Raw genomic sequence first — 20,509 nt, forward strand, 5'->3', positions numbered from 1 at the left:
GCTCCCGATGGAAGCGGCTATTTTGCCCGTTGCGGCGGCGCCGGCGCATCCGCGCGATGCACTTGCACCGCCTGCGCCAGGAACGGCGCGCACCGCGCCTGGGCCGCATCGTGCTCCACCACCAGATGGTCGATCGCCGCCACCGCGGCCACCAGATGCAGCGCATGCGCGCCGAGCTTGTCCACGGTGACCACCACCGCGGTCTCGCCGCTGGCCTCGATCATCGCGCGCTTGAACAGCGCTTCCTCGCCGTCCACGCCCCACAGCCCGCGCTCGGCATCGATCGCGCAGGCGCCGGGAAAGCACAGGTCGGCACGGACCTGGCGCAGCTGCTGCAGCGCCTGCGCGCCGACGGCCGCGCCGATCCGCGGATCGATCCGGCCGCCGATCAGCAGGATCTCGACGCCTTCGCGCGGCATCAGCAGCTGGGCGATGTCCGGCGCATTGGTGATCACGGTCAGGCGCTGCCGCGGCGGCAGCGCGGCGGCGATGGCGCTGTTGGTGGAACCGGCGTCGATCAGCAGCACCTGCCCGGGACGCACCAGCGCGGCGGCCGCCTGCGCCAGCGCACGCTTGCGCTCGGCATGTTCCTCGTGCCGCTGCGGCAGCGGCGCGACGTCGGGCGTCGGCGGCAGCGCGCCACCGTAGACGCGGCGGCACAGGCCCTGCGCGGCGAGGTCGCGCAGGTCGCGGCGGATCGAATCCTCCGACACCGCGAACGCCGCGGCCAGTTCCGTGGCCACGACCCGGCCGTGCTCGCGCAGGCGTTGCAGGATCGCCTGCTGGCGTTCCTGCGGCAGCGCGTCGGCGGCGGCCGTCATGCGCCCGACCCGGCGCTGCGCAGCGGCAGGCCCAGCGCGCGCAGCTCGGCACGCAGCGTGGCCGCGTCGCGGAACTGCAACGCGTGCAATCCCTGCGCGGCGGCGGCGTGGACGTTGCGCGGCGCGTCGTCGATGAACACCGCGCGCGCCGGATCGATGCCGTAGCGGGACAGCAGCAGCGCGAAGATCGCCGGATCCGGCTTCACCAGGCGCTCCTGCCCGGACACCAGGATCCCGGCGAAACGCTGCAGGAACGCATAGCGCTGCAGCGCGACCGGGAACGTCTCCTGCGACCAGTTGGTCAGCGCGTACAGGCGCACGCCCTGCGCGTGCAGTTCCTCCAGGATCTGCACGCTGGCGTCGAGCGGGCCGCCGAGCGTCTCTTCCCAGCGCAGGTGATAGGCGGCGATCCGCTCGGCCTGCGCCGGATGCAGGGCGCTCAATTCGGCGACCGCCTCGCGCCACGGCCGGCCGGCGTCCTGGCGCTCGTTCCACTGCGGCGAGCACACCTCGGCGAGGAAGCGCTCCATCTCGGCGGCGTCGTCGAACAGTTGCCGGTACAGATAGCGCGGGTTCCAGTCGATCAGCACGCCGCCGAGGTCGAAGATCACGGTGTGCGGCGCGTGCGCGGGAGTGGATGGCATGGCGTGGTGCTCCTAGGTCGGATCAGTGCCGCAGCAGCCGCGACCCCGTCGCCACCAGCAGCAACAGCCCGGCCACCGCCAGCAACGCGGTGGGCAGGCTGCTGGCGTGGGCGAGGAAGCCGATCAGCGCCGGGCCGGCGAGCAGGCCGGTATAGCCGAGCGTGGTCAGCGCGGCGATCGCCACCGCCGGCGAGGTGCCGGGCAGGCGTCCGGCCGCACCGAACAGGATCGGCACCAGGTTCGACACGCCCAGGCCGACCAGCGCGTAGCCGAGCAGGCCGCTGGCGACGCCCGGCAACTGCGTGGCCAGCAGCAGGCCGCAGGCGGCCAGGGAGGCGCCGGCCGCCAGCATTGCCGGTTGCCCGATCCGCGCGACGACCCAGTCGCCGCCGAAGCGGCCGGCCGCCATCGCCACCGAGAACAGCGCATAGCCGACGCCCGCGTAACGCGTCTCCACGCCATGGAACTCGCGCAGCAGCACCGCGCTCCAGTCGAGCATCGCGCCTTCGGCGAGCAGGCAGATGAAACACAGCGCCGCCAGCACCAGCACCACGCCGCGCGGCAGGCGCAGCGGGATGCGCTGCGCCGGGTCGCCCGCGGCGACGCGCAGCAGGCCGGAGCGCTGCCACAGCAGCAACGCCAGCAACAGCGCCGACACCGCGAGCGTGGCCGCCAGCAGCGGTGCGCCGACCGCGAGCAGCGCGCTCATCGCCGCCGCGCCGCTCAGCCCGCCGACGCTGAACACGCCATGGAAACTGGACATCACCGGACGCCCGGCGCGTTTTTCGGTTTCCACGCCGTGCGCGTTCATCGCCACGTCCAGCGCGCCGAGCGCGGCGCCGAAATACAGCAGCGCGGCGACCACGCCCGGCAGGGTCGGCGCCAGCGCCACCAGCGGCAGGCCCAGGCACAGCGCCAGCCCGGAAGTGACCATGACCGCACGGCTGCCGACCCGGTGGCTGAGCACGCCGGCCAGCGGCATCGCCAGGATCGAGCCGCCGCCGAAGGCGAGCAGCACCAGGCCCAGGGCGGCATCGTCCAGCGCGAAGCGCGCTTTCACGTACGGCACCATCGGCGCCCACGCGGCCATCGCGATCCCGGACAGCAGGAACACCCAGCGGGTGGCGCGGATCGCGGGCCTGGCGGCGGCGTCGGGGACGGCGGAAGTGACGCGATCCGCGGTGGCGATGGGTGGGTCGGCAGGCATGCGGCGACTGTACTGAAACACGCACAATCGTGCAACACAATGCAAAATGACGCACAGATGGGCGGATGAAAAGTCGTGGCGAAATCGCGCATTTGGAGAAGGGCCGCGGTGCGCGCTTTTGCTGCCCGACGCCGACCATGCAAGAAGAGGCTTCAGCCCCGACGCTTCACCGGCAAGGCGTCGAGCTCGAAGAAACACGCGACGCTTACGGAATCCCCAAGCGCCCACATACGCCTGCATGGCACCGCCCTGGCCGACCGCGCAGGGACGGCATCTGCGACATCGCCGCCTGCGCTCCCGGACTACAGGGCCGCGCAGCCGGCGTCACTCGCCGCGGCCGTCCGCCGCCAGCGGCAGGCGCAGCGTGGCCACGCTGCCGGCGGCATCCGCGCGCGCCTCTAGGCTCAGGCTGCCGCCTTGCGCCTCCAGGATCTGCCGCGACAGCACCAGGCCGATGCCCGATCCGCCGGGCTTGGTGGTGAAGAACGGCACGAACAGGTTGTCGCTGGGAGGCAGCCCGGCGCCGCTGTCGATGAACTCGATCAGCGCGGCATTGGCGTCGCGGCGCGCGCGCAGCGTCACCGGCGCGCTCCCGCCGGATTCCAGCGCATTGCGCAGCAGGTTGATCAGCACTTGCTCGAGCTGGTCGGCGTCGGCGTGCAGCCGCAACTGCGTATCGACCTCGACCCGCACCCGCGCATCGTCGAGCAGCCGCCGCACCCGCGCGCACAGCGGCGCCAGCTCCACGGTGGCCGGCACCGGCGCCGGCAACCTGGCCAGGCGCGCGTAGCCGCCGAGGAAGCGCTGCAGCGCCGCACTGCGCTGTTCGATCACGCCCAGGCCGTTGCGCAGGTCTTCGTGCAGCTCGGCGTCGAGCGTGTCCGGCGCGGCCGCGAGCAGGCGCCCGAGCGTATCGGCGATCGAGCCGATCGGCGCCAGCGAGTTGTTGATCTCGTGGCCGAGCACGCGCAACAGGCGGCGGAAGGCCTGCGCCTCCTCCTCGCGCAACGCGCGCTCCATCGGCTGCACCAGCAGCAGCTGTCCGGCCTGGCTGCGGCTGCGCAACGCGGCGTGGCCGATCTGCCAGCGCCCTTGCTGGCCAGCGAAGGCATGCGCGTGGATGCTGCCCGACGGCAACGCGAACAATCCGGCCAGGCCCAGCGCCTGCGCGGACTGTCCGATCAGGTGCTCGGCGGCGGCGCCGAGCAGGCGTTCGCCGGCCGGGTTGACCAGGCGCAGGCGCTGGTCCTGTTCGAACGCGAACACCGCCCCGTCCAGCGCCGCCAGGGTCTTGCTCAGCAGCTGCAGGCTCTCGTGCGAATCGCGCTGCTCGTCCTGCAGCCGCTGCGCCAGCGCGTTGAAGCGCCGCAGCAGGCCATCGCTGTCGCGATCGCGTGCGTCCTGCGCCACGCGCACGCTGTAGTCGCCCTCGCGCAGCGCCTCGAGCAGGCCGCCGAGGGTGCGCAGGCGCTGCCCGGCATCGCGTTGCTGCCAGCGCCACAGCGCCGCGGTCAGCGCCAGCACGCACAGCATCAGCACCGCCGCCTCGGGCGGCCGCGGCGCGCCGACCGCGAGCACCAGCGCCAACGCAAGCAAGGCCGGCGCCGCCAGCCACAACGGTCGCCGCCGCTGCCGCTCAGCCGCCGTCATCGCTGCGCAGGCCGTGCTTGCCCAGGCGCCGGTACAGGCTCTGCCGGGTGATGCCGAGCTGGTCGGCGGCGCGCTGCAGATTGCCCTGCTGCTGCGCCAATGCCTGGCGCAGCAGCAGCGCCTCGGCTTCTTCGAGCGTCAGCTGGCTCGACAAGGCCGGCACGGCCGCCGCCGCCGGCTGCAGGCGCAGGTCGTCGCTGCCCAGCGTCGTACCGTCGGCGAGCAGCGCGGCGCGTTCCATCGCATGCGCCAGTTCGCGCACGTTGCCGGGCCACGCGTAGCCGAGCAAGGCGCGCTCGGCGTCGCGCGCCAGCGCCGGCAGCGGCCGCCGGTAGCGCGTGCAGGCGGCGGCCAGGTAATGCCGCGCCAGCGGCAGGATGTCGGCGCCGCGCTCGCGCAGCGGCGGCACCCGCAGCTGGAAGGTGTTGAGCCGGTACAGCAGGTCCTGGCGAAAATTCCCGGCCGCCACTTCCGCATCCAGGTCGGCATTGGTCGCCGCGACGATGCGCACGTCCACGCGCTGCGTGCGCGAGGAGCCGAGCCGCTCGAACTCGCCATCCTCGATCGCGCGCAGCAGCTTGGGTTGCTGCTGCAGCGGCAGGTTGCCGATCTCGTCCAGGAACAGGGTGCCGCCATCGGCCAGCTCGAAGCGGCCGGCGCGGTCCTGCCGCGCGTCGGTATAGGCGCCGCGCACATGGCCGAACAGTTCGGCTTCGAACAGGGTCGGCGCCAATCCGCCGATGTTGACCTTGACGAAGGCCTGCGCGCGGCGCGGCGACCACTGGTGCAGCAGCTGCGCGAGCAGGCTCTTGCCGGTGCCGTTCTCGCCCAACAGCAACACGTTGGCGCCGCTGCCGGCGATGCGCAGCAGGTCCTCGACCAGGCGCTGCATCGGCGCCGATTCGGCGACGAAGCCGGCGGCGCCGTCCTGCAGCAGCAAGGCCTGCGCCTCGCCGAGCCGCTGCGCGTTGCGGCGGCTGCGGTCCAGCGCGATGCGACTGTCCAGCACCGCCAGCACGCGCGCGTTCTGCCAGGGCTTCTCGATGAAATCCACCGCGCCGTCGCGCATCGCCGCCACCGCCAGCTCGATGCTGGCCCAGGCGGTCATCGCGATCACCGGCAACCCCGGCCACTGCGCGGCGATCTGCGCGATCAGCGCCAATCCTTCCGCGCCGGAGGTGGTGTCGCGGGCGTAGTTCATGTCCACCAGCACCGCGGCGAAGTCGTCGCCGCGCAGGCAGGCCAGCGCCAGCTCCGGCGACTCGGCACCGACCATGCCGTAGCCGGCGCTCTTGAGCAGCATGCGCAAGGCCTCGCGCACGTCCGCCTGGTCGTCGACGACGAGGATGCGCGGCGATGGCGGCGTGCGAGTGTCGTTCATGGCGCAGAGTCTAGCGGCTGGGCACCTGCGGCATGCGCCAGTACCGCCGAGCGCACGGTGCCGATCCGTTGCGTGTGCATCGACTGCCTCATTCGGCGCGCAACGCCTGCATCGGCGGCACCCGCGCCGCACGCTGCGCCGGCGCCAGCGCCGCAAGCAGGCCGGCTGCGGCGAGCACCAGCAACACCGCGCCGATCGCCAGCGGATCGGCCACCCGCACCTCGAACAGGAAGCGCTGCAGCAGCCGCGACAGCGCCATCGCCACGCCCAGGCCCAGCAGCAGCCCGATCCCGATCTGCAGGCCGGCCTCGCGCAGCACCTGCCGCCGCAGCCGTGCCGGCGGCGCACCGAGCGCGGCGCGCACGCCGAACTCGTGCTGGCGCGCGGCCACCGCCACCGCCATCACCGCGTACAGGCCGACCGCGGCCAGCAGCAGCGCCAATGCGGCGAACAGGCCGACCAGCAGCAGGTTGAGCTTCTGCTCGCCGGTGGTGGTGGCGACCAGGGCCTGCATCGGCTGCAGGTTGGCGATCGGCTGCTGCGGCGCCACTTCGTCGATCGCCGCGCGTAGCAGGCGCTCGTCCATGCCCGTCGCGCCCGCATGCAACCGCAGCGCATAGGTCAACGCGCCGAAGTTGCGCAGGATCTGCCACATCGGCTCGCGCATCTGCGCCAGCGGCTGATACACCATCGGCTCCGGCGGCTCGGCCGGGCCGGCGTGGCGCACGTCGCCGACCACACCGACCACGCGCATCGACAGGCGGCTATTGTCGCCGTCGTCGGGGACGGTGACGATCTTGCCGAGCGCATCGCCGTGCAGGTAACGCTGCGCGAACGCCGCGCTGACCAGGCAGACCTGCTCGGCGCCGGCCACGTCGCCGTCGGCGATACCGCGCCCGGCCAGCAAAGGAATGCGGAAAACCTCCAGGAACTGCGGCGTGATCAAGCGGTACTGGCTGCTAATCGTCGGCTCGCCATCATCCACCGACACGCTCCAGTTCAATTGCGTCGATGTCGGGGGATTGGTGGACACGCCGACCCGTTCGATACCCGGCACCTGCTGCAGCCGCGCGACGATGCGCCGGGTCTGCTGCATTGCCTCGCCGACCGTGGCATAGCGTTCCTTGACCGGCGCCAGGGTGAATACCACGGCGGAGCGGCTGTCGAAGCCCATCGGCACCTCCGCCAGCTTCTGCAGCGTGCGCGTGAACAGTGCTGCGCCGATCAGCAGCATCACCGCGATAGCTACCTGCGCGATCACGAGGATGCGACCGAGGCGGCCGGCCTGCAGGCTCCAGCCGCCGCGTCCGCCGCCGGCCAGTTCCGCGACCAGATTGCGGCGGCGACCGCGCACGATGCCCAGCGCCGCGGCCAACACCGCGGTAGCGCCGCCGGCGAGCAGCGCGAACAGCACACTTGCGCCGGTCAGTTGCGGGGCTTCGCCGCGCATCCACAGCAACGGCACCCAACCACCGAGCAGGCGCAGCCCGAGCCAGGCCAGCGCCAGCCCGGCCAGGCTGCCGAGCGCGCCGATCAGCACGCCTTCGGCGAGCGCCGGCAGGCTCAGCCGCAGCCACGGCGCGCCGAGCGCAGCGCGGACCGCGCTGTCGTGGCTGCGGCCGAGCGCACGCAGCAGCATCAGGCTGGTCAGGTTGATCGCCGCGATCAGCAGCACGCAGGCCGCCGCGGCGAAGAACAGCCATAGCGTGTTGCCGCTGTAGGAGTTGTACAGGCTGTCCTGCAACGGCAAGGCGCTCGGCGGGTTCTGCTGCAACCTCCGCCACCACCCCTCGTCCATGTGCCGGCTGGCGCGCAGCAGTTCCTTGAGCACCTGTGCGGTCTGCGCCGAGGCCGCCGCAACGCCGACGCCCGGACGCAACCTAGCCACCACGATCTCGTTGGTGGACAGGTTGCTCGCGGTCAGGTCCGGCTGCATGTTACGGATCAGGTCGAACGGCTCCGCCCAGGGAAAGTCCGCCGGCAGCACGCCGACGATCTGCACCGGCTTGCCCTCCACCTGCAGCGTCCGCCCCACCGCGGCCGGATCGCCGCCGAAATAGCGCTGCCAGAAGCGATGCGCGAGGATCACCGCTTGCGGTCCGCCGGGCCGGCTTTCCTCGGCATTGAAATTGCGGCCCGCCGCCATCGGCAGACCCAAGGTGCGCAGGAATCCCTCGTCGGCGCTGATCGCCGTCACCACCTCGCTGGCATCGCCACGGGCGATGTTGGCCGGCACCGGAAACCCGCGCGCGATGCCGATCGCCTGCAGGCTGGACATGCGCCGCAGCACCGGGTAATAGCCAGGCGCGGCGATGTTGTGGCCGCCGTCGATGGCCGTGCCCAGGGTGACCAGACGCTGCGGTTGCGGAAACGGCAGCGGCTTCAGCAAGGCCTGGTCGAGCAGCGCGAACACCGCGGTGGTGGTGGCCACGCCCAGCGCCAGGGTCAGCACCGCCAGCAGCAGGTAGCCGGGCTTGCGCGCCAACGCGCGCCAGGATTGCCGCGTCTCGGCCCAATGGATGGCGGCGCTCATCGCGCCGGCTCCGCGGCGCGCGCCGGCAACGCCACGTCCTGCTCGTGGCGCAGCCGCTCGAAGGTGTCCTCGTCGACGATGCGCCCGTCGAGCATGTGCACGATGCGCTGCGCGCGCCGCGCGAACGCCGCATCGTGGGTGACCATGCACAAGGTGGTGCCGTTGTCGTGCAGCTGTTCCAGCAGCTGCATCACCGCCTCACCGTTGCGCGTGTCGAGATTGCCGGTGGGTTCGTCGGCGAGCAGGATCGACGGATTGCCGGCCAGCGCCCGCGCCACCGCCACACGCTGCTGCTGGCCGCCGGACAGTTGCCCCGGGTAGTGCTTGTGGCGATGGTGCATGCCGACCAGCTCCAGCACCTCGCGCACGCGCTGGCGGATCTGGCCGCGCTCGGCGCCGTCGCGATAGGTCAGCGGCAGCGCCACGTTCTCTTCCACGGTGAGGTCGGCGATCAGATTGAAGGCCTGAAAGATGAAGCCGATCTCGGCGTTGCGGATGCGCGCGCGACCGACCGCGTCCAGCTCCGCGACGCTGCGGCCGTTGAGCCGGTACGTGCCGCCGCTGGGCGCATCGAGCAGGCCGAGGATCGACAGCAGGGTCGATTTGCCGCAGCCGGACGGCCCGGTGATGGCGACGAAATCGCCGCGCGCCACGTCCAGCGCGATCTCGGCCAACGCGTGGGTCTCCACCTCGTCGGTATGGAACACCTTGCCCAGCCCATGCAGGCGGATCAGCGGTTCGGTGGAAGGTGCGGGAATTGCGGTCATTCTGGGTCTCCTGGAGCGCTAGCGTAAGCGCAGGGTGGCGTAGGCATTCCACTGGCTGGTGTCGGACAGCACGACTTGCTCGCCGGCGCGCAGCCCGGCACGCACTTCGATGCGGTCGCTGGAGGCGGCGCCGAAGCGCACGCGGATGCGCTGCGCGCGCGCGCCGCCGTCGCGCAGCACGAACAGGCTGCCGGCGGTGTTCGGGGCGGCCAGTGCCGGGCGCGGGATGCTGACCACGTCGCGCAGGGTGCCGAGCACGATGCGCCCGTCCACCGACAGGTCCGGGCGCACGCCCGGCGGCAGCGGCGGCGCCAGGCGCACGTCGACCACCACGCTGCCGCTGCGCACCGCCGGGTCGATCCGCGCCACCCGCCCGCCGACCACGCCGTTATGCGTATCAACCGCCACCGGCAGGCCGTCGATCACGTCCTTGGCCAGCACCTCGGCCACCTGCAGCCGCGCCAGCAGGTCGTCCGGGCGCGCGACCCGCGCCAGTTTGGCGCCGACCTCGACGCGCTGGCCGGGTTCCACGTCGACCTGCTGCAGGATGCCGTCGCTGCCGGCGCGCACCTGCAGCGAGGCGGCCTGTTGCGCGGCGATGGCCAGCGCGCTGGCGGCCTGCGCGCGCCGCGCCTGGGCGGCGCGCAGCTGCGCGGCCATGTTCTGCCGGAACGCGGCCACGCGCTTGCCCTCGATGGTGGCGCGGCCATGTTGCTGCGCCTCGGTGATCTGGCTCTGGGTCAGATCGATCGCCGAAATCGCGCCGCCGTCGTGGCCGCGCTGGTAGGCCTGCGCCTTGACCTGCGCGATGCGCCAGTCCGAGTCGGCCTGCGCCTGCAGCGCCTGCTGGTCCAGCAGTTGCGAGGCCAGCGCGGCGCGCAGCGCGGCCACGTCGGCGTCGGCGCCGGCCAGTGCGGCACGGGCGCGGTCCAGGCCGGCGTCCAGTTCGGGATTGGCCAGTTGCAGGATCAGCGTGTCCGCCTGCACCCGCGCGCCGGCATCGACCAGTTGCTGCTGCACGGTGGCGGTGGCGCCGGCGGTGATCCAGCGGATCTGCCGCGGCACCAGCACGCCGTTGGCGCGGATCTCGCGGCGCATCTCGCCGCGCGTGGCCGCGTCGATCCACAGCTCGCTGCGGCTTACCTGCGGCGCGGCGCGGCCCGCACCCAACAGGATCACGCCGAGCAGCAGCACGGCCGCCGCGGCCAGCGCCAGCCAGCGGCGCCGGTGGCGCCAGATCGAACGGTTGGGAGACTTCGCGATATCCATGCCTACTGCAGAGCAGGCCGCATGCCAATCGGCGAAGCGCGATAACCCATTGAAACGACTGCATGGCGCCCGCATCGGGCGTGGCCGCCGCGTCCGCAAGCGGACGATCGGCGACCGATTACGGACAGTTGCGCGGCGAACCGCGCGCGGTCAGGGCTTTTTTTCGAGCGAAGCGCGGTAGCGCAGCAGGGCTTCCGGTTCGTCGGTCTGGAACGCGCCGATCCCGTCGCGGTACAGCCGCCCCCACACCGCATCCGGATCGCGCACCGCGTCGGCGTCGCCACCGTAGCCGGCGACGAACCCTTCCCACAGCGTGTTGACCAGCAGCCGCACGTGCTGCTGCCTGGTCAACGCGGCCAGCGCCGGCAACTGTTCGGCGCGCATCCGCGGCAGTTCGATCGCCACCGGGCGGACCTTGCCGCCGATCTGGGTGCGCACGGTCTGCAGCAGGTCGTCGGTGCCCGGCGGATTGAGCAGCACCGGGGTGAAGTTGATCTGGTCGAACGGCGGCAGCGACGCCAGCGGCTGGCTGTACACGCCAACCTCGGTCTTGAGCACCACCTGCCGCTGCATGCCCGCACGCCGCACCGCGTCCGCCACCTCCGCATAGATCGGCGCCTTGACGTCGAGATTGAGCATGATCCGGCCCTTGGCCGCGGCCAGCATCTGCTCCAGGGTCACGGGATGCTGGTCGGTGAGCGGCGCATCGGCGCCGCCCTCGTCGTCGCGCAGGCGCAGCCGCGACAGCTGCGCCCAGGTCATCTCGGCGACCTTGCCGCTGCCGTCGGTGGTGCGCTCGACGGTGGCGTCGTGGAACATCACCAGGGTGCCGTCGGCGGCGCGGCGGATGTCGGTTTCCAGCATGTCCACGCCCAGCGCCACGCAGCGCTCCAGGCCGGACAGCGAGTTCTCCGGCGCATGCCCGGGGAAGCCATGCGCGGGCGCCGGATTGTGGCAGCCGCGATGGGCGACGACGAAGATGCCGCCGGCGGGATCGGCCAGGCGCGCCTGGCTGGCGGCGCTGCCGGCGGGGGCCGCAGCGACGGGACCGGTCAACGCGCTGCCCAGCAGCAGGAGCGGCAACAGAGTGGATTTCATGGCGATGGGCGTCCGAAGGATTGAAAGGGTTTAAAGAGAAGGCGTGAAGCGGATGCCGAACCAATAGGTGGTCGGCACCGAGTAGGTGTCCTTCAACAGGTTCTCGCCCGGCCCGGTCACGCTGGTGATGCGGCTGTGGGTGACGTTGCTGACCTGGCCGACCACGCTGACCTGCTTGTTGATCGCATAGGTCGCCGACAGGTCCAGCTGCGAGCGCGGCGCCCAGTACAGATCCTGCCAGTCGATGTTGCTGACGATGGCGCGCAGCGCCTTGCCCTGGCGGTTGTAGGCCGCGCGCAGCTCCAGCCCGCCGACGCTGTAGAACAGCGAGGCGTTGGCGGTGTAGCCGGGCTGGCCGACCAGGCGATCGACGCTGCGCTGGCGCTGGCTCACGTTCGGCGCGCTGCCGACGCTGTACGGCACGTCCATGCCGCCGTCGAGCAAGGCCAGGTTGGCGCTGCCGCCCAGCCCGGACAGCGCCGGCACGCCCGGCAGCAGGGTGTTGAGCACCGCGCTCAGTTCCAGGCCGCGGATATGCGCCTTGGACGCATTGGCCGGGGTGCTGATCAGCACGTTCGAATAGGTGGTGCCGTTGTAGCTGAACTGGTCGGTGCGCGACAGGGTGAAGATCTCGTCCTGGATGCGCTTGTCGAACACCGCCGCAGCCAACATGCCGTCGAAATCGTCGGGCAGGCGCCATTCCAGCGACAGGTCCAGGTTGGTCGACACGCGCGGCTTGATGTCCGGATTGCCCACGGTCACGGTCACGCCCTGGGCGGTGGGATTGCCGGCATCGGTGCTGTTGACGAAGCCGATCGAGGTGCGCGCGGCGTAGGCGTCGTAGGGCGGACGGCCGAGCGTGCGGCTGGCGCCGGCGCGCAGGTCGAGGCGCTCGCTGAGGTGGTAGGTCATGATCGCCGACGGCAGCAGGTTGGCGTAGTGCGAATCGGTCGGCGCATCGACGTAGACGTACTTGCCGCTGGCCGTATCCAGCTGGCGCTGGCGGCCGACAGTGGACTGGTCGGTGTCGTCGTAGTGCAGGCCGGCCTCCACGTTGAACGCCTCGGCACGGTAGCTGACCAGGCCGTAGGCGCCGAAGATCTTTTCGGTATGGGTGAAGTTGTCCTGGTTGCTGAAGGCCGACTGGTCGGTGCTGTTGAACGCGCTCAGCGGCGTGGACTGCAGCACGTGCCGGGCCTTGTTCGGATCGATGGTGATCAGGTTCAGGCCCAGATAGCGCAGCGGCGCGTTGGACGGTGCCAGCACGTCGGCGATGTTCAGTGCCGGCGCGCTGCGGTTGGGCTCGTAGTCGTCGCGGTAGATGTCGAACGACGGCTTGTCGGTGGTGTACGACACGCCGGCGCCGAAGCCCAGGCCGCGGTCCTGCTCGCCCTGGTTGAAGCCGTAGTCCAGGCGTCCGGTGAGGATGCGGTCGCGCGCGCTGCGCTTGTAGTCCGGACGCCAGTACAACAGGCTGTAGTTGTCGTAGTCGTAGTACGCCTGCGATGCCACCGGGAAGCGCTGGTTCAGCGCCGAGGTGTCGTAGCTGAAGGCGTAGTTGGCGGTGGGATTCACGGTGACGCCGGGGCCGGTCTGGCCGACCGCGACCGCCGCCGGGCGCGATGCGCCGGTGACGTACTTGAACATCTGGATCGGCTCGTCGTAGGTCGCATCCGACCACGAACCGCGTGCGGAGAACATCTGCTGGTCGTCCGGCCGCCATTCCATGCCGGCCTGGCCGAGCTTGGTGCGGGTGGTGGTGACCTGGTTGGAATAGCCGACCTCGATGTCGCCGGCCGGATAGCTGCCGGAGGTCGCGGTCTGGTTGGCGACGCGGTTGCGGTTGCGCGGATCGATGATCAGCTCGTTGCGCTGCATGTCGTCCTTGAAATAGTAGTAGCCGGCGGTGACGTAGGCCTGCAGGTCGGCGCTGGGATGCGCCTCGAACTTGCCGGTCAGGCCGTAGCGGTCGCGCTTGTCCATCACGTACCAGTACTTGTCCTGCTGCGGCACCGCCCAGCCGTTGCCGAGGTTGCTGCCGCTCTGCAGCACGCCGTTGCCGTCGTAGAACCCGTAGTGCACCGTGTCGGTGGTCATGTGGGTTTCGGTGTAGCTGCTCAGCGTCTGGTAGTTGCCCGACAGGGTCAGGCCGTATTGCCGGTCGCTGCCGAAGGTGGTGCTGCCGGTGGCGCCGAGGCGGTAGCCCGGATCGTCCTGGTCGCGCGGCTTGCCGACGTCGTTGGCATGGCCGAGCGAGGCTTCGCTGGTGAAGAACGGCTTGCCGCCGTTCTCGAACGCGCTGCGCGTGCGCAGGTTGATCGCGCCGCCCGTGGCGTTGGGATCCAGGTCGGGAGTGAAGGTCTTGACCACCTGCAGTTCGCTGACCATCGAGGCCGGCAGGATGTCCAGGCGCACGCCGCGGGTGATCGAGCCGAGCGTGCCGTTCGGCGTGCCCGGCGAGGCCACGGTCAGGCCGTCGATGGTGACATTGTTGTAGGACGGGCCGAGGCCGCGCAGCACCGGCGTGGCGGCCTCGTCGCGCGGATGCTCGTTGTCGGTCGCCGGCAGCACCGACAGGCCGGGGATGCGGCGCAGCGCCTCGACGATGGTGGTGTCCGGCAGCGCGCGCACGTCGGTGGAACTGACCACGTCGGTGATGTTGGTCGCCGCGCGCTTGCTCTCCATCGCCGCGGCATTGGCCTTGCGCACGCCGGTGACGACCACGCTGTCCAGGGTCTTGGCCGCGCCCGCAGCGGCGGCGGCCGGCGGCGATGCAGCGGCCGGCGCAGCGGCGGCGATATCGGTGGTGTCGCCGTCCGCGGCGGAAGGCGGCAACGGCCTCGTGGCCTGCTGCGCGAGGGCGGCCTGGCAACTGGCGGCAAGCAGGCACACCAGCAACGTGCGCTGGTGGCGGTGGTGCGATCGCGTCATCTCGTATCCCCTGGAAAATTTCAAAATTAATTAATAACTTCAAAGTAGTTAATTTTATCCAGGGGGCGATGACAGGCCCATGTCACCGGGTTGGCAGTTGCGAGAGCGGCGGGTTGGCTGCAGGTCCGCCGCTGCGGGCGCCAGGTGTGGGCGATGGAGTCCAGGGTGTCGAGAGCGCGGCGGAGGGATTGGAAGAGAGAGGGCGGTGGAAGCGACCGCCTGGCGATGCCGAAAACGTTCAAGGCTTCGCCGTACCCTCATCCGCCCCTTCGGGGCACCTTCTCCCGCAGGGAGAAGGGAGACGCCGGCAGGTGCGGACGGCGCCGGATGCAGGGACTGCAAGCAACAAGGCCACGAACCATCCGCACAATGCGCCGCTAGCGATTGTCCAGCACGGCGCGGCAGCGCCGCGACGGTGGCGCCGCGACGGTGGCGCACGGCACACAGCCGCCCAAAACGACGATAGGGCCGCAAGGGCCCTATCGTCGTCTCCGTTCTACCTGCGGCCGGCACGCTGGCGCGTGCCCGGACCGTCGCCCGCTAGGGCTGCACGACGCTGATCGTGCCCGGGTTGCTGCGCCCCACCCCGCGCAGGTCGGGACGGTACATGTCCTCGACCAGCGGCGGCGGCACCGTGTAGGTCCCCGGGGTCACCGCGCGCACCAGGTAGAACACCTGCGCCTTGCCGCCCTGCGCCAGGCTCAGCGCGGCCACGTAGCGGTCGTCGCGGAACTCCTCGTGCTTGACGTCGGCGGCGTTGGAACGGTCGCTGATCTCGATGCCGTCCACCACCACGTCGGCCCACTGCTTGGCATCGCCCAGATTGAAGTTCTCGATCTCCAGGCCGGCCGGCAGCAGGTCGGTCAACAGCGCGTCGGGCATGCCCACGTTGGAGGTGATGGTGACGCGCACGATCAGCGCCTCGCCTTCCTTCAGCGGCCGCGGCGTCCACGGCTTGCCGTCGGTGCCGTACCACTCGCGCTCCACCTTCAGCGTGCTCTCGTCCACCTCCGGCGCCTTGCGCGGGATGCCGGCGATTTCCAGGCTGGCGTACAGCGGCGCCTCGCCCTGCGGCACGAAGCTGACCCCGCGCGCCAGCTCGGCCTCGCCGAACTGGCGGCCGAACGCCTTGGCCGCGCCGATCGCCTCGCTGCTGTCGCCGACCGCCAACTGCCCGGACACCAGCTTGCTCTGGTTGACCAGCAAGGCCTTGCCCATCCGCGCAAGGGCCACCTGCTCCTGGGTGCTCAGCCACAGCCAGCCGCTGCGGCGGCGCGCGTCGAGTTCGCGGCCCAGCGCCACCGCGCGCGCGTCGTACTCGGGCTTGGCCAGGCCGCGCTCGTGCAGCAGCGCGATCATCAACGCGTCGTCGCGGATCACGCTGCCGTAGTCGCCGAAGTAAGGCGGGCGGTCGCCGCTGTCCTTGGCGAAGCCGGCCGCGATCGCCGCTTCGCCGCGCTTCTTGTCGCCCTGCAGCGACAACGCCACGCCCAGGTGCACCAGCGACAGGCCGGTCAGCGCCTTGCCGCGGTCGTTGTCGTACAGCGCACGCAACGTGCCCAGCGGCGCACGATTGACGCGGGCCAGCACGTAGCCGGACCAGGCCTGGTTGGCGAACTTCAGGTTCTCGCGGCGGTCCTGGCCGTAGAAGTTGTTGCCGCCGGACAGCAGGTCCTCGCTGAGCCGGTTCAAGGCCTTCTGCAGCACGTTGTCGGGCACCGCGAAACCGGCGTCCTTGGCGTCGAGCAGGAACTCGGCGATGTACGGGGTCAGGCCAGGATTGACGTAGCCGTCGTCGCCCCACATCGAGAAGTGGCCGCTGGAGATCTGCATCGAGGCCAGCCGGCCGAACGCGCCTTCCATGCGCTCGCGGCGGGTCGCCGCGTCCAGCCCCTTGGCGCCGAGCAGCCTGGCGGTGGCGTCGTCGAGCAGCAGCGCGGCGTAGCCCTTGCTGGTGGTCTGCTCGGCGCAACCGTACGGGTAGTTCAGCGCGCCCTGCAGCGCGCTGGCGAACGGGATCGGCGGCAACGCGCTGACCAGCATGCGCGCGTTGACCGAACCGGCCATCAGGCCTTCGGCGTCGCTCATGCCCAGCGTCACCGGCGCCAGCGGATCCAGCACGCGGGTCTGCGCGCGCAGCACCGACGGCCACGCCGCGCGCACCGGCAGGTCGTAGCGGCGGTCGACGCTGAAGCCGTTGCCGTCGACCCGCACCCGCACCTTGGCCACGGTATAACCCTCCTGCGCCACCAGCGGGAAGCTGAGCGTGGCCTTGCCGTCCTTGCCGTCCTTGCCGAGCTTGGCGCTGCGCGCGTTCTCGGCGATCGCCAGCGGGCCTTCGCCGTCCACCTGCACCTTGAACTCGCCCGCCTGCCCGGTGAAGTTCTGCACGTCCAGGGTGACCGTGCTGCGGTCGCCCGGCGCCATCACCCGCGGCATGCTGGCCTCGGCCACGATCGGCGCGCGCACCAGCGTCTCCACGTCGCGGTTGCCGTAGCGCTCGTCCGAATACACCAGCGCCGAGACCCGCAGCGTGCCGTTGAAGTCCGGCACCGGCAGCTGCACCCGCGCGTTGCCCTTGGCGTCGAGCTTCACCGAACCGGAGAACAGGTCCACGGTCTGCACCCGCGCGGTCGGGCGCTTGGCCTGCGGCAATGCCGCCAATGCCATGTCGCCGCCGAAGCGCAGCTTGCCGGTCCCGCCCTCGAAGCTCTCGATCACCCGGCCATAGATGTCGTACGCGTCCACGCCCAGGCGCCGCTGCGCGAAGAACTGCGCGTTGGCGTCGGGCACCGGGAAGCGGGTGATGTTGAGGATGCCCACGTCCACCGCGGAGATGGTCACGTGCGCCTGCTTGCCGGCCAGTTCCGGCACGCTGACCGTCACCGGCAGCGGCTGCTCCGGACGCATCTGCTTGGGCGCGACCAGGCCCACCGCCACGCGCCGGGTCTTGCGCTCCATCGGCACGAAGGCCACGCCGACCGCGCGCGCCGGGGTGATCTTGCTCGGCGCCGAGCCGCCGCGGAACACCAGCGCGGTGACGTAGACGTCGTGGCGCTCCCAGTCCTTGGTCACCGGGATCTCGAAGCTGCTGCCCGGCTTCACGTCGATGTCCTGCACGTACAGCATCTTGTCGCTCTCGACCATCAGCACGCCGGGACCGGCATGCGGCGGGGTCAGGGTGACCTTGAGCGTGTCGCCGGCCTTGTAGCCGGTCTTGTCCAGCGCCAGCTTGACCTTGTCCGGGCGCGCGTCCAGGCCGCGGTTCTCGTCGTTCCAGCTCCAGCCGGCGCGGAACGGATAGCGCGTGGTCAGGCCGGTGGACGGATCGAACACGTCCACGCGGTACTCGCCCCACTCCACCGGGAAATCGAACTTGGCCGCGGCGCTGCCGGCATCGACGGTGAGGGTCTGCTTGTTCTCGAAGCGGCGGGTGAAATCGTAGTCCCAGCGGTTGTCGGCGAACGCCCAGTGGTAGTCGCGCAGCTCGCGCACCAGGGTCACCTTCAGCCCCTTGGCCGGCTGCGGCTTGCCCTGCGCGTCGACCCGCATCAGCTCGAAGCGGGCGTTGGCGTTGGCATCGGCGCCGTCCTTGTCGTCGAACAGCGGGCGCACCCCGACCAGCGCCGGCGCCGGCCACAGCACGCGCTTGAGCGTGCGGGTGACGGTGCGACCGCCGGTCTCGTACACGCTGGCCGAGACCAGCGCGGCGATGGTGCTGGTCGGCTTGGCTTCGTCCGGCAGCGCCAGGTCCTCGGCGATCTTGCCGTCGGCGCCGAATTCGGTATCGATCACGTCCTTGGCTTCGCGCGGCAGCTGCAGCGTCGAGTCGCCGAAGAAATAACCGGGCAGCGACTCGACCGGATGCTGCTCGACCGCCACCGCCAGCTTGGCGGTGAAGCGGTTGCCGTCGGCCGGCGCGCCGTACAGGTAGGCGGCGGTGGCCTGCAGCTTGAACGGCTCGCCCGGCTTGAGCGTCTTCTGCGCGCTGTCCAGGTCCAGCTTCATGCGCTCGGGCAGGAACTCCTCGATGCGCAGGGTCATGCCCTGCACCGCTTCCTTGCTGGACGGATCGGTGCGGAACTCCACCTGCCAGCGCCCGGTCGGCGCATCGGCGGGAATCAGCTGCTCGAAGCTGAAATAGCCCTGCTCGCCCGGCTGCAGGCGGGTCTCGCGGAAGATCTTGCCGTCGGGCTGCTTCAGCCGCAGGAACACCGGCTGCGCCCCCTTGCCGCTGGTCGCCACCGGCTTGCCGTCGTTGTCGCGCAGCAGCGCCGACACGCGCACCGTCTCGCCGGGGCGGTACAGGTCGCGGCCGGACCAGGCGAACACGTCGAACCAGGCGTTCTCGCGTCCGGCCACGGCGAACTCGCTCAGGTCCAGCGCCGGCTGGTTGAACGGCAGCATCGACAGGTCGGTGCCGCTGCGCGCCACCAGCACCTGGCCGGCGTCCAGCGTGTAGTTCAGCAGCGCGTTGCCGTTGGCGTCGGTCTCGCCCTTCAGGAACAGCTCGCCCTTGGCGTCGAGGATGCGCAGTTCCACCTTCTTCAACGGCTCCCCGCTCTGCAGCGAGGCGGTGTGCACGAACAGCTTGTCCTTGTAGGCGCGCGCGTGCAGGCCGATGTCGCTGACGGTGAAGAATGCGGTGTCGTATTCGTTCTCGAACCGGCCCGGGCGCTTCATCACCGCGAAGTACAGGCCCGGTTCCTGCAGTTCCTTGATGTCCTGGATCGGCAGATAGGTCAGCGCGCGCTCGTTCTTGTCGCCGCCGAGCACGAAGCGGTTGACGTAGACCGACTCGGCCAGCTGCGAGATCGGGGTGTGGTCGCTGTAGTCGCTGTCCATTTCCCAGCTGCCGCGGCGGCCGCCGCGCTGGTACTGGGCGAAGAACGCCGGCAGCGAGCCTTCCTTGACCCGCATGAATTCCACGTCCACTTCCGGCACGTTGAGCGACACCACCGGCAGGCCGCGGCTCTCGCGCGCCGGCAGCACGCTGCCCTGCGAGGCGAAGCCGACCGCCGGCTCCAGTTCGCCGGTGTAGACCTTCTGCTTGAGCGGCTTGCCCAGGCGGCTGCCGTCGGCGGCGAGCAGGTCGGCGGAGATCAGTACGGTGTAGTCCTTGGCCGCCTCCACGTACGGATAGCGCAGGGTCTTGCCGTCGTCGGACAGCGACCAGGCGCTGTCGTCGGTGCCGACCTTCTCTTCGAAGCGCAGCAGCTTGTCGAAGTCCTGGGTGCCGACCAGCGGCCGCGAGAACTCCAGCGCCAGCGACAGCCCGTCGCCCTTCTGGTCGGGATAGGCGCGAACCAGGCCGAAGCCCTTCATCGCTTCCTTCTGGCCCTTGACCGGCTCGCCGCTGGCGTCGGGCAACTGCCCGGATTCGTTGCGCTTGCAGCCGCCCAGTGCCAACGCCAGGCCCAGCAGCAGGAAGGTGCTCAACAGCCCCGCGCGCAGGAGGCGCCACTGCCGCTTCGAATCCGTGTGCATACGTTCGCTCCGTGAAAGTGGCGCGAGTATAGAACGCGGACGCGACCGCCGGAGACTCGGAATCGAGATTGCGGACGCGGCGTTCGCCGGCGCCCGGCAAGGCAGCCGGGGACGGCGGCGGGCACCCGCCGCCGGACCGTGCACGCGGCGATTTCTGCGTATGGGGTGCGGGCTCTGTGGAAGCAGCCGATGAGGCCACAGGTTACCCAGACCGGATGCAGTCGGGACTGAAGTCCCTCCCACAGTGCACCCGACCAGTCGGCCACAAGCCCTTGTAGGAGCGGCTTCAGCCGCGACGAGCGGAGCCTGGAATCGCGACGGCTCGGCCATCGGTCGGGGCTGAAGCTCCTCCTACAGTGCACCCAGCTGGATGGCCGCAAGTTCCCTGTAGGAGCGGCTTCAGCCGCGACGAGCGGAACCTGGAATCGCGACGGTTTCGATAACCGGTCGGGGCTGAAGCCCCTCCTACAGTGCACCCAGCTGGATGACCGCAAGTTCCCTGTAGGAGCGGCTTCAGCCGCGACGAGCGGAGCCTGGAATCGCGACGGTTTCGGTAACCGGTCGGGGCTAAAGCCCCTCCTACAGTGCACCCAGCTGGATGGCCGCAAGTTCCCTGTAGGAGCGGCTTCAGCCGCGACGAGCGAAGCCTGGAATCGCGACGGTTCGGCCATCGGTCGGGGCTGAAGCCCCTCCTACAGTGCACCCAGCTGGATGGCCGCAA

At 70.6% G+C, this 20,509-nt stretch carries 11 protein-coding genes; all 11 read right to left on the minus strand.

Features of this window, described 5'->3' with window-relative positions:
• Positions 1-17 precede the first annotated feature (17 nt).
• Positions 18-821 carry a DeoR/GlpR family DNA-binding transcription regulator gene (locus H9658_RS08035; protein WP_191824993.1) on the minus strand — a complete coding sequence of 268 codons (804 nt, stop codon included), beginning with the start codon at positions 819-821 and terminating at the stop codon, positions 18-20.
• A complete protein-coding gene (locus tag H9658_RS08040; RefSeq protein ID WP_191824994.1) occupies positions 818-1,465 on the minus strand; it encodes an HAD family hydrolase in 648 nt (215 codons plus the stop codon). The genes H9658_RS08035 and H9658_RS08040 overlap by 4 nt, the downstream gene beginning before the upstream one ends.
• 22 nt (positions 1,466-1,487) lie before the next feature.
• Positions 1,488-2,672, minus strand: coding sequence for an MFS transporter (locus H9658_RS08045; protein ID WP_191824995.1), 1,185 nt, complete (start codon positions 2,670-2,672; stop codon positions 1,488-1,490).
• A gap of 324 nt (positions 2,673-2,996) precedes the next feature.
• Positions 2,997-3,503: a sensor histidine kinase gene (locus tag H9658_RS22895; protein WP_318241255.1), complete on the minus strand. Its 507-nt coding sequence runs from the start codon at positions 3,501-3,503 to the stop codon at positions 2,997-2,999.
• Positions 3,504-4,308: 805 nt separating this feature from the next.
• Entirely contained in the window at positions 4,309-5,703 is a 1,395-nt protein-coding gene (locus tag H9658_RS08055; RefSeq protein WP_191824997.1) for a sigma-54-dependent transcriptional regulator, read from the minus strand.
• 88 nt (positions 5,704-5,791) lie between these two features.
• On the minus strand, positions 5,792-8,236 hold the full coding sequence (locus tag H9658_RS08060; RefSeq protein WP_191824998.1) for an ADOP family duplicated permease: 2,445 nt from the start codon (positions 8,234-8,236) through the stop codon (positions 5,792-5,794).
• Positions 8,233-9,003 carry an ABC transporter ATP-binding protein gene (locus tag H9658_RS08065; RefSeq protein WP_191824999.1) on the minus strand — a complete coding sequence of 257 codons (771 nt, stop codon included), beginning with the start codon at positions 9,001-9,003 and terminating at the stop codon, positions 8,233-8,235. The genes H9658_RS08060 and H9658_RS08065 overlap by 4 nt, the downstream gene beginning before the upstream one ends.
• An 18-nt stretch (positions 9,004-9,021) precedes the next feature.
• The gene (locus H9658_RS08070; RefSeq protein WP_191825000.1) at positions 9,022-10,272 is read right to left on the minus strand and encodes an efflux RND transporter periplasmic adaptor subunit; all 1,251 of its coding nucleotides are present in this window, start codon (positions 10,270-10,272) and stop codon (positions 9,022-9,024) included.
• A 150-nt stretch (positions 10,273-10,422) separates the two neighbouring features.
• Entirely contained in the window at positions 10,423-11,370 is a 948-nt protein-coding gene (locus H9658_RS08075) for a glycerophosphodiester phosphodiesterase family protein (protein ID WP_191825001.1), read from the minus strand.
• A gap of 30 nt (positions 11,371-11,400) precedes the next feature.
• The gene (locus H9658_RS08080; RefSeq protein ID WP_191825002.1) at positions 11,401-14,301 is read right to left on the minus strand and encodes a TonB-dependent receptor; all 2,901 of its coding nucleotides are present in this window, start codon (positions 14,299-14,301) and stop codon (positions 11,401-11,403) included.
• A 540-nt stretch (positions 14,302-14,841) separates the two neighbouring features.
• The gene (locus H9658_RS08085) at positions 14,842-19,788 is read right to left on the minus strand and encodes an alpha-2-macroglobulin family protein (RefSeq protein WP_225209823.1); all 4,947 of its coding nucleotides are present in this window, start codon (positions 19,786-19,788) and stop codon (positions 14,842-14,844) included.
• Between the last annotated feature and the right edge of the window lie 721 nt (positions 19,789-20,509).

Source organism: Xanthomonas bonasiae (assembly GCF_014836395.1).
Taxonomy (GTDB): Bacteria; Pseudomonadota; Gammaproteobacteria; order Xanthomonadales; family Xanthomonadaceae; genus Xanthomonas_A; species Xanthomonas_A bonasiae.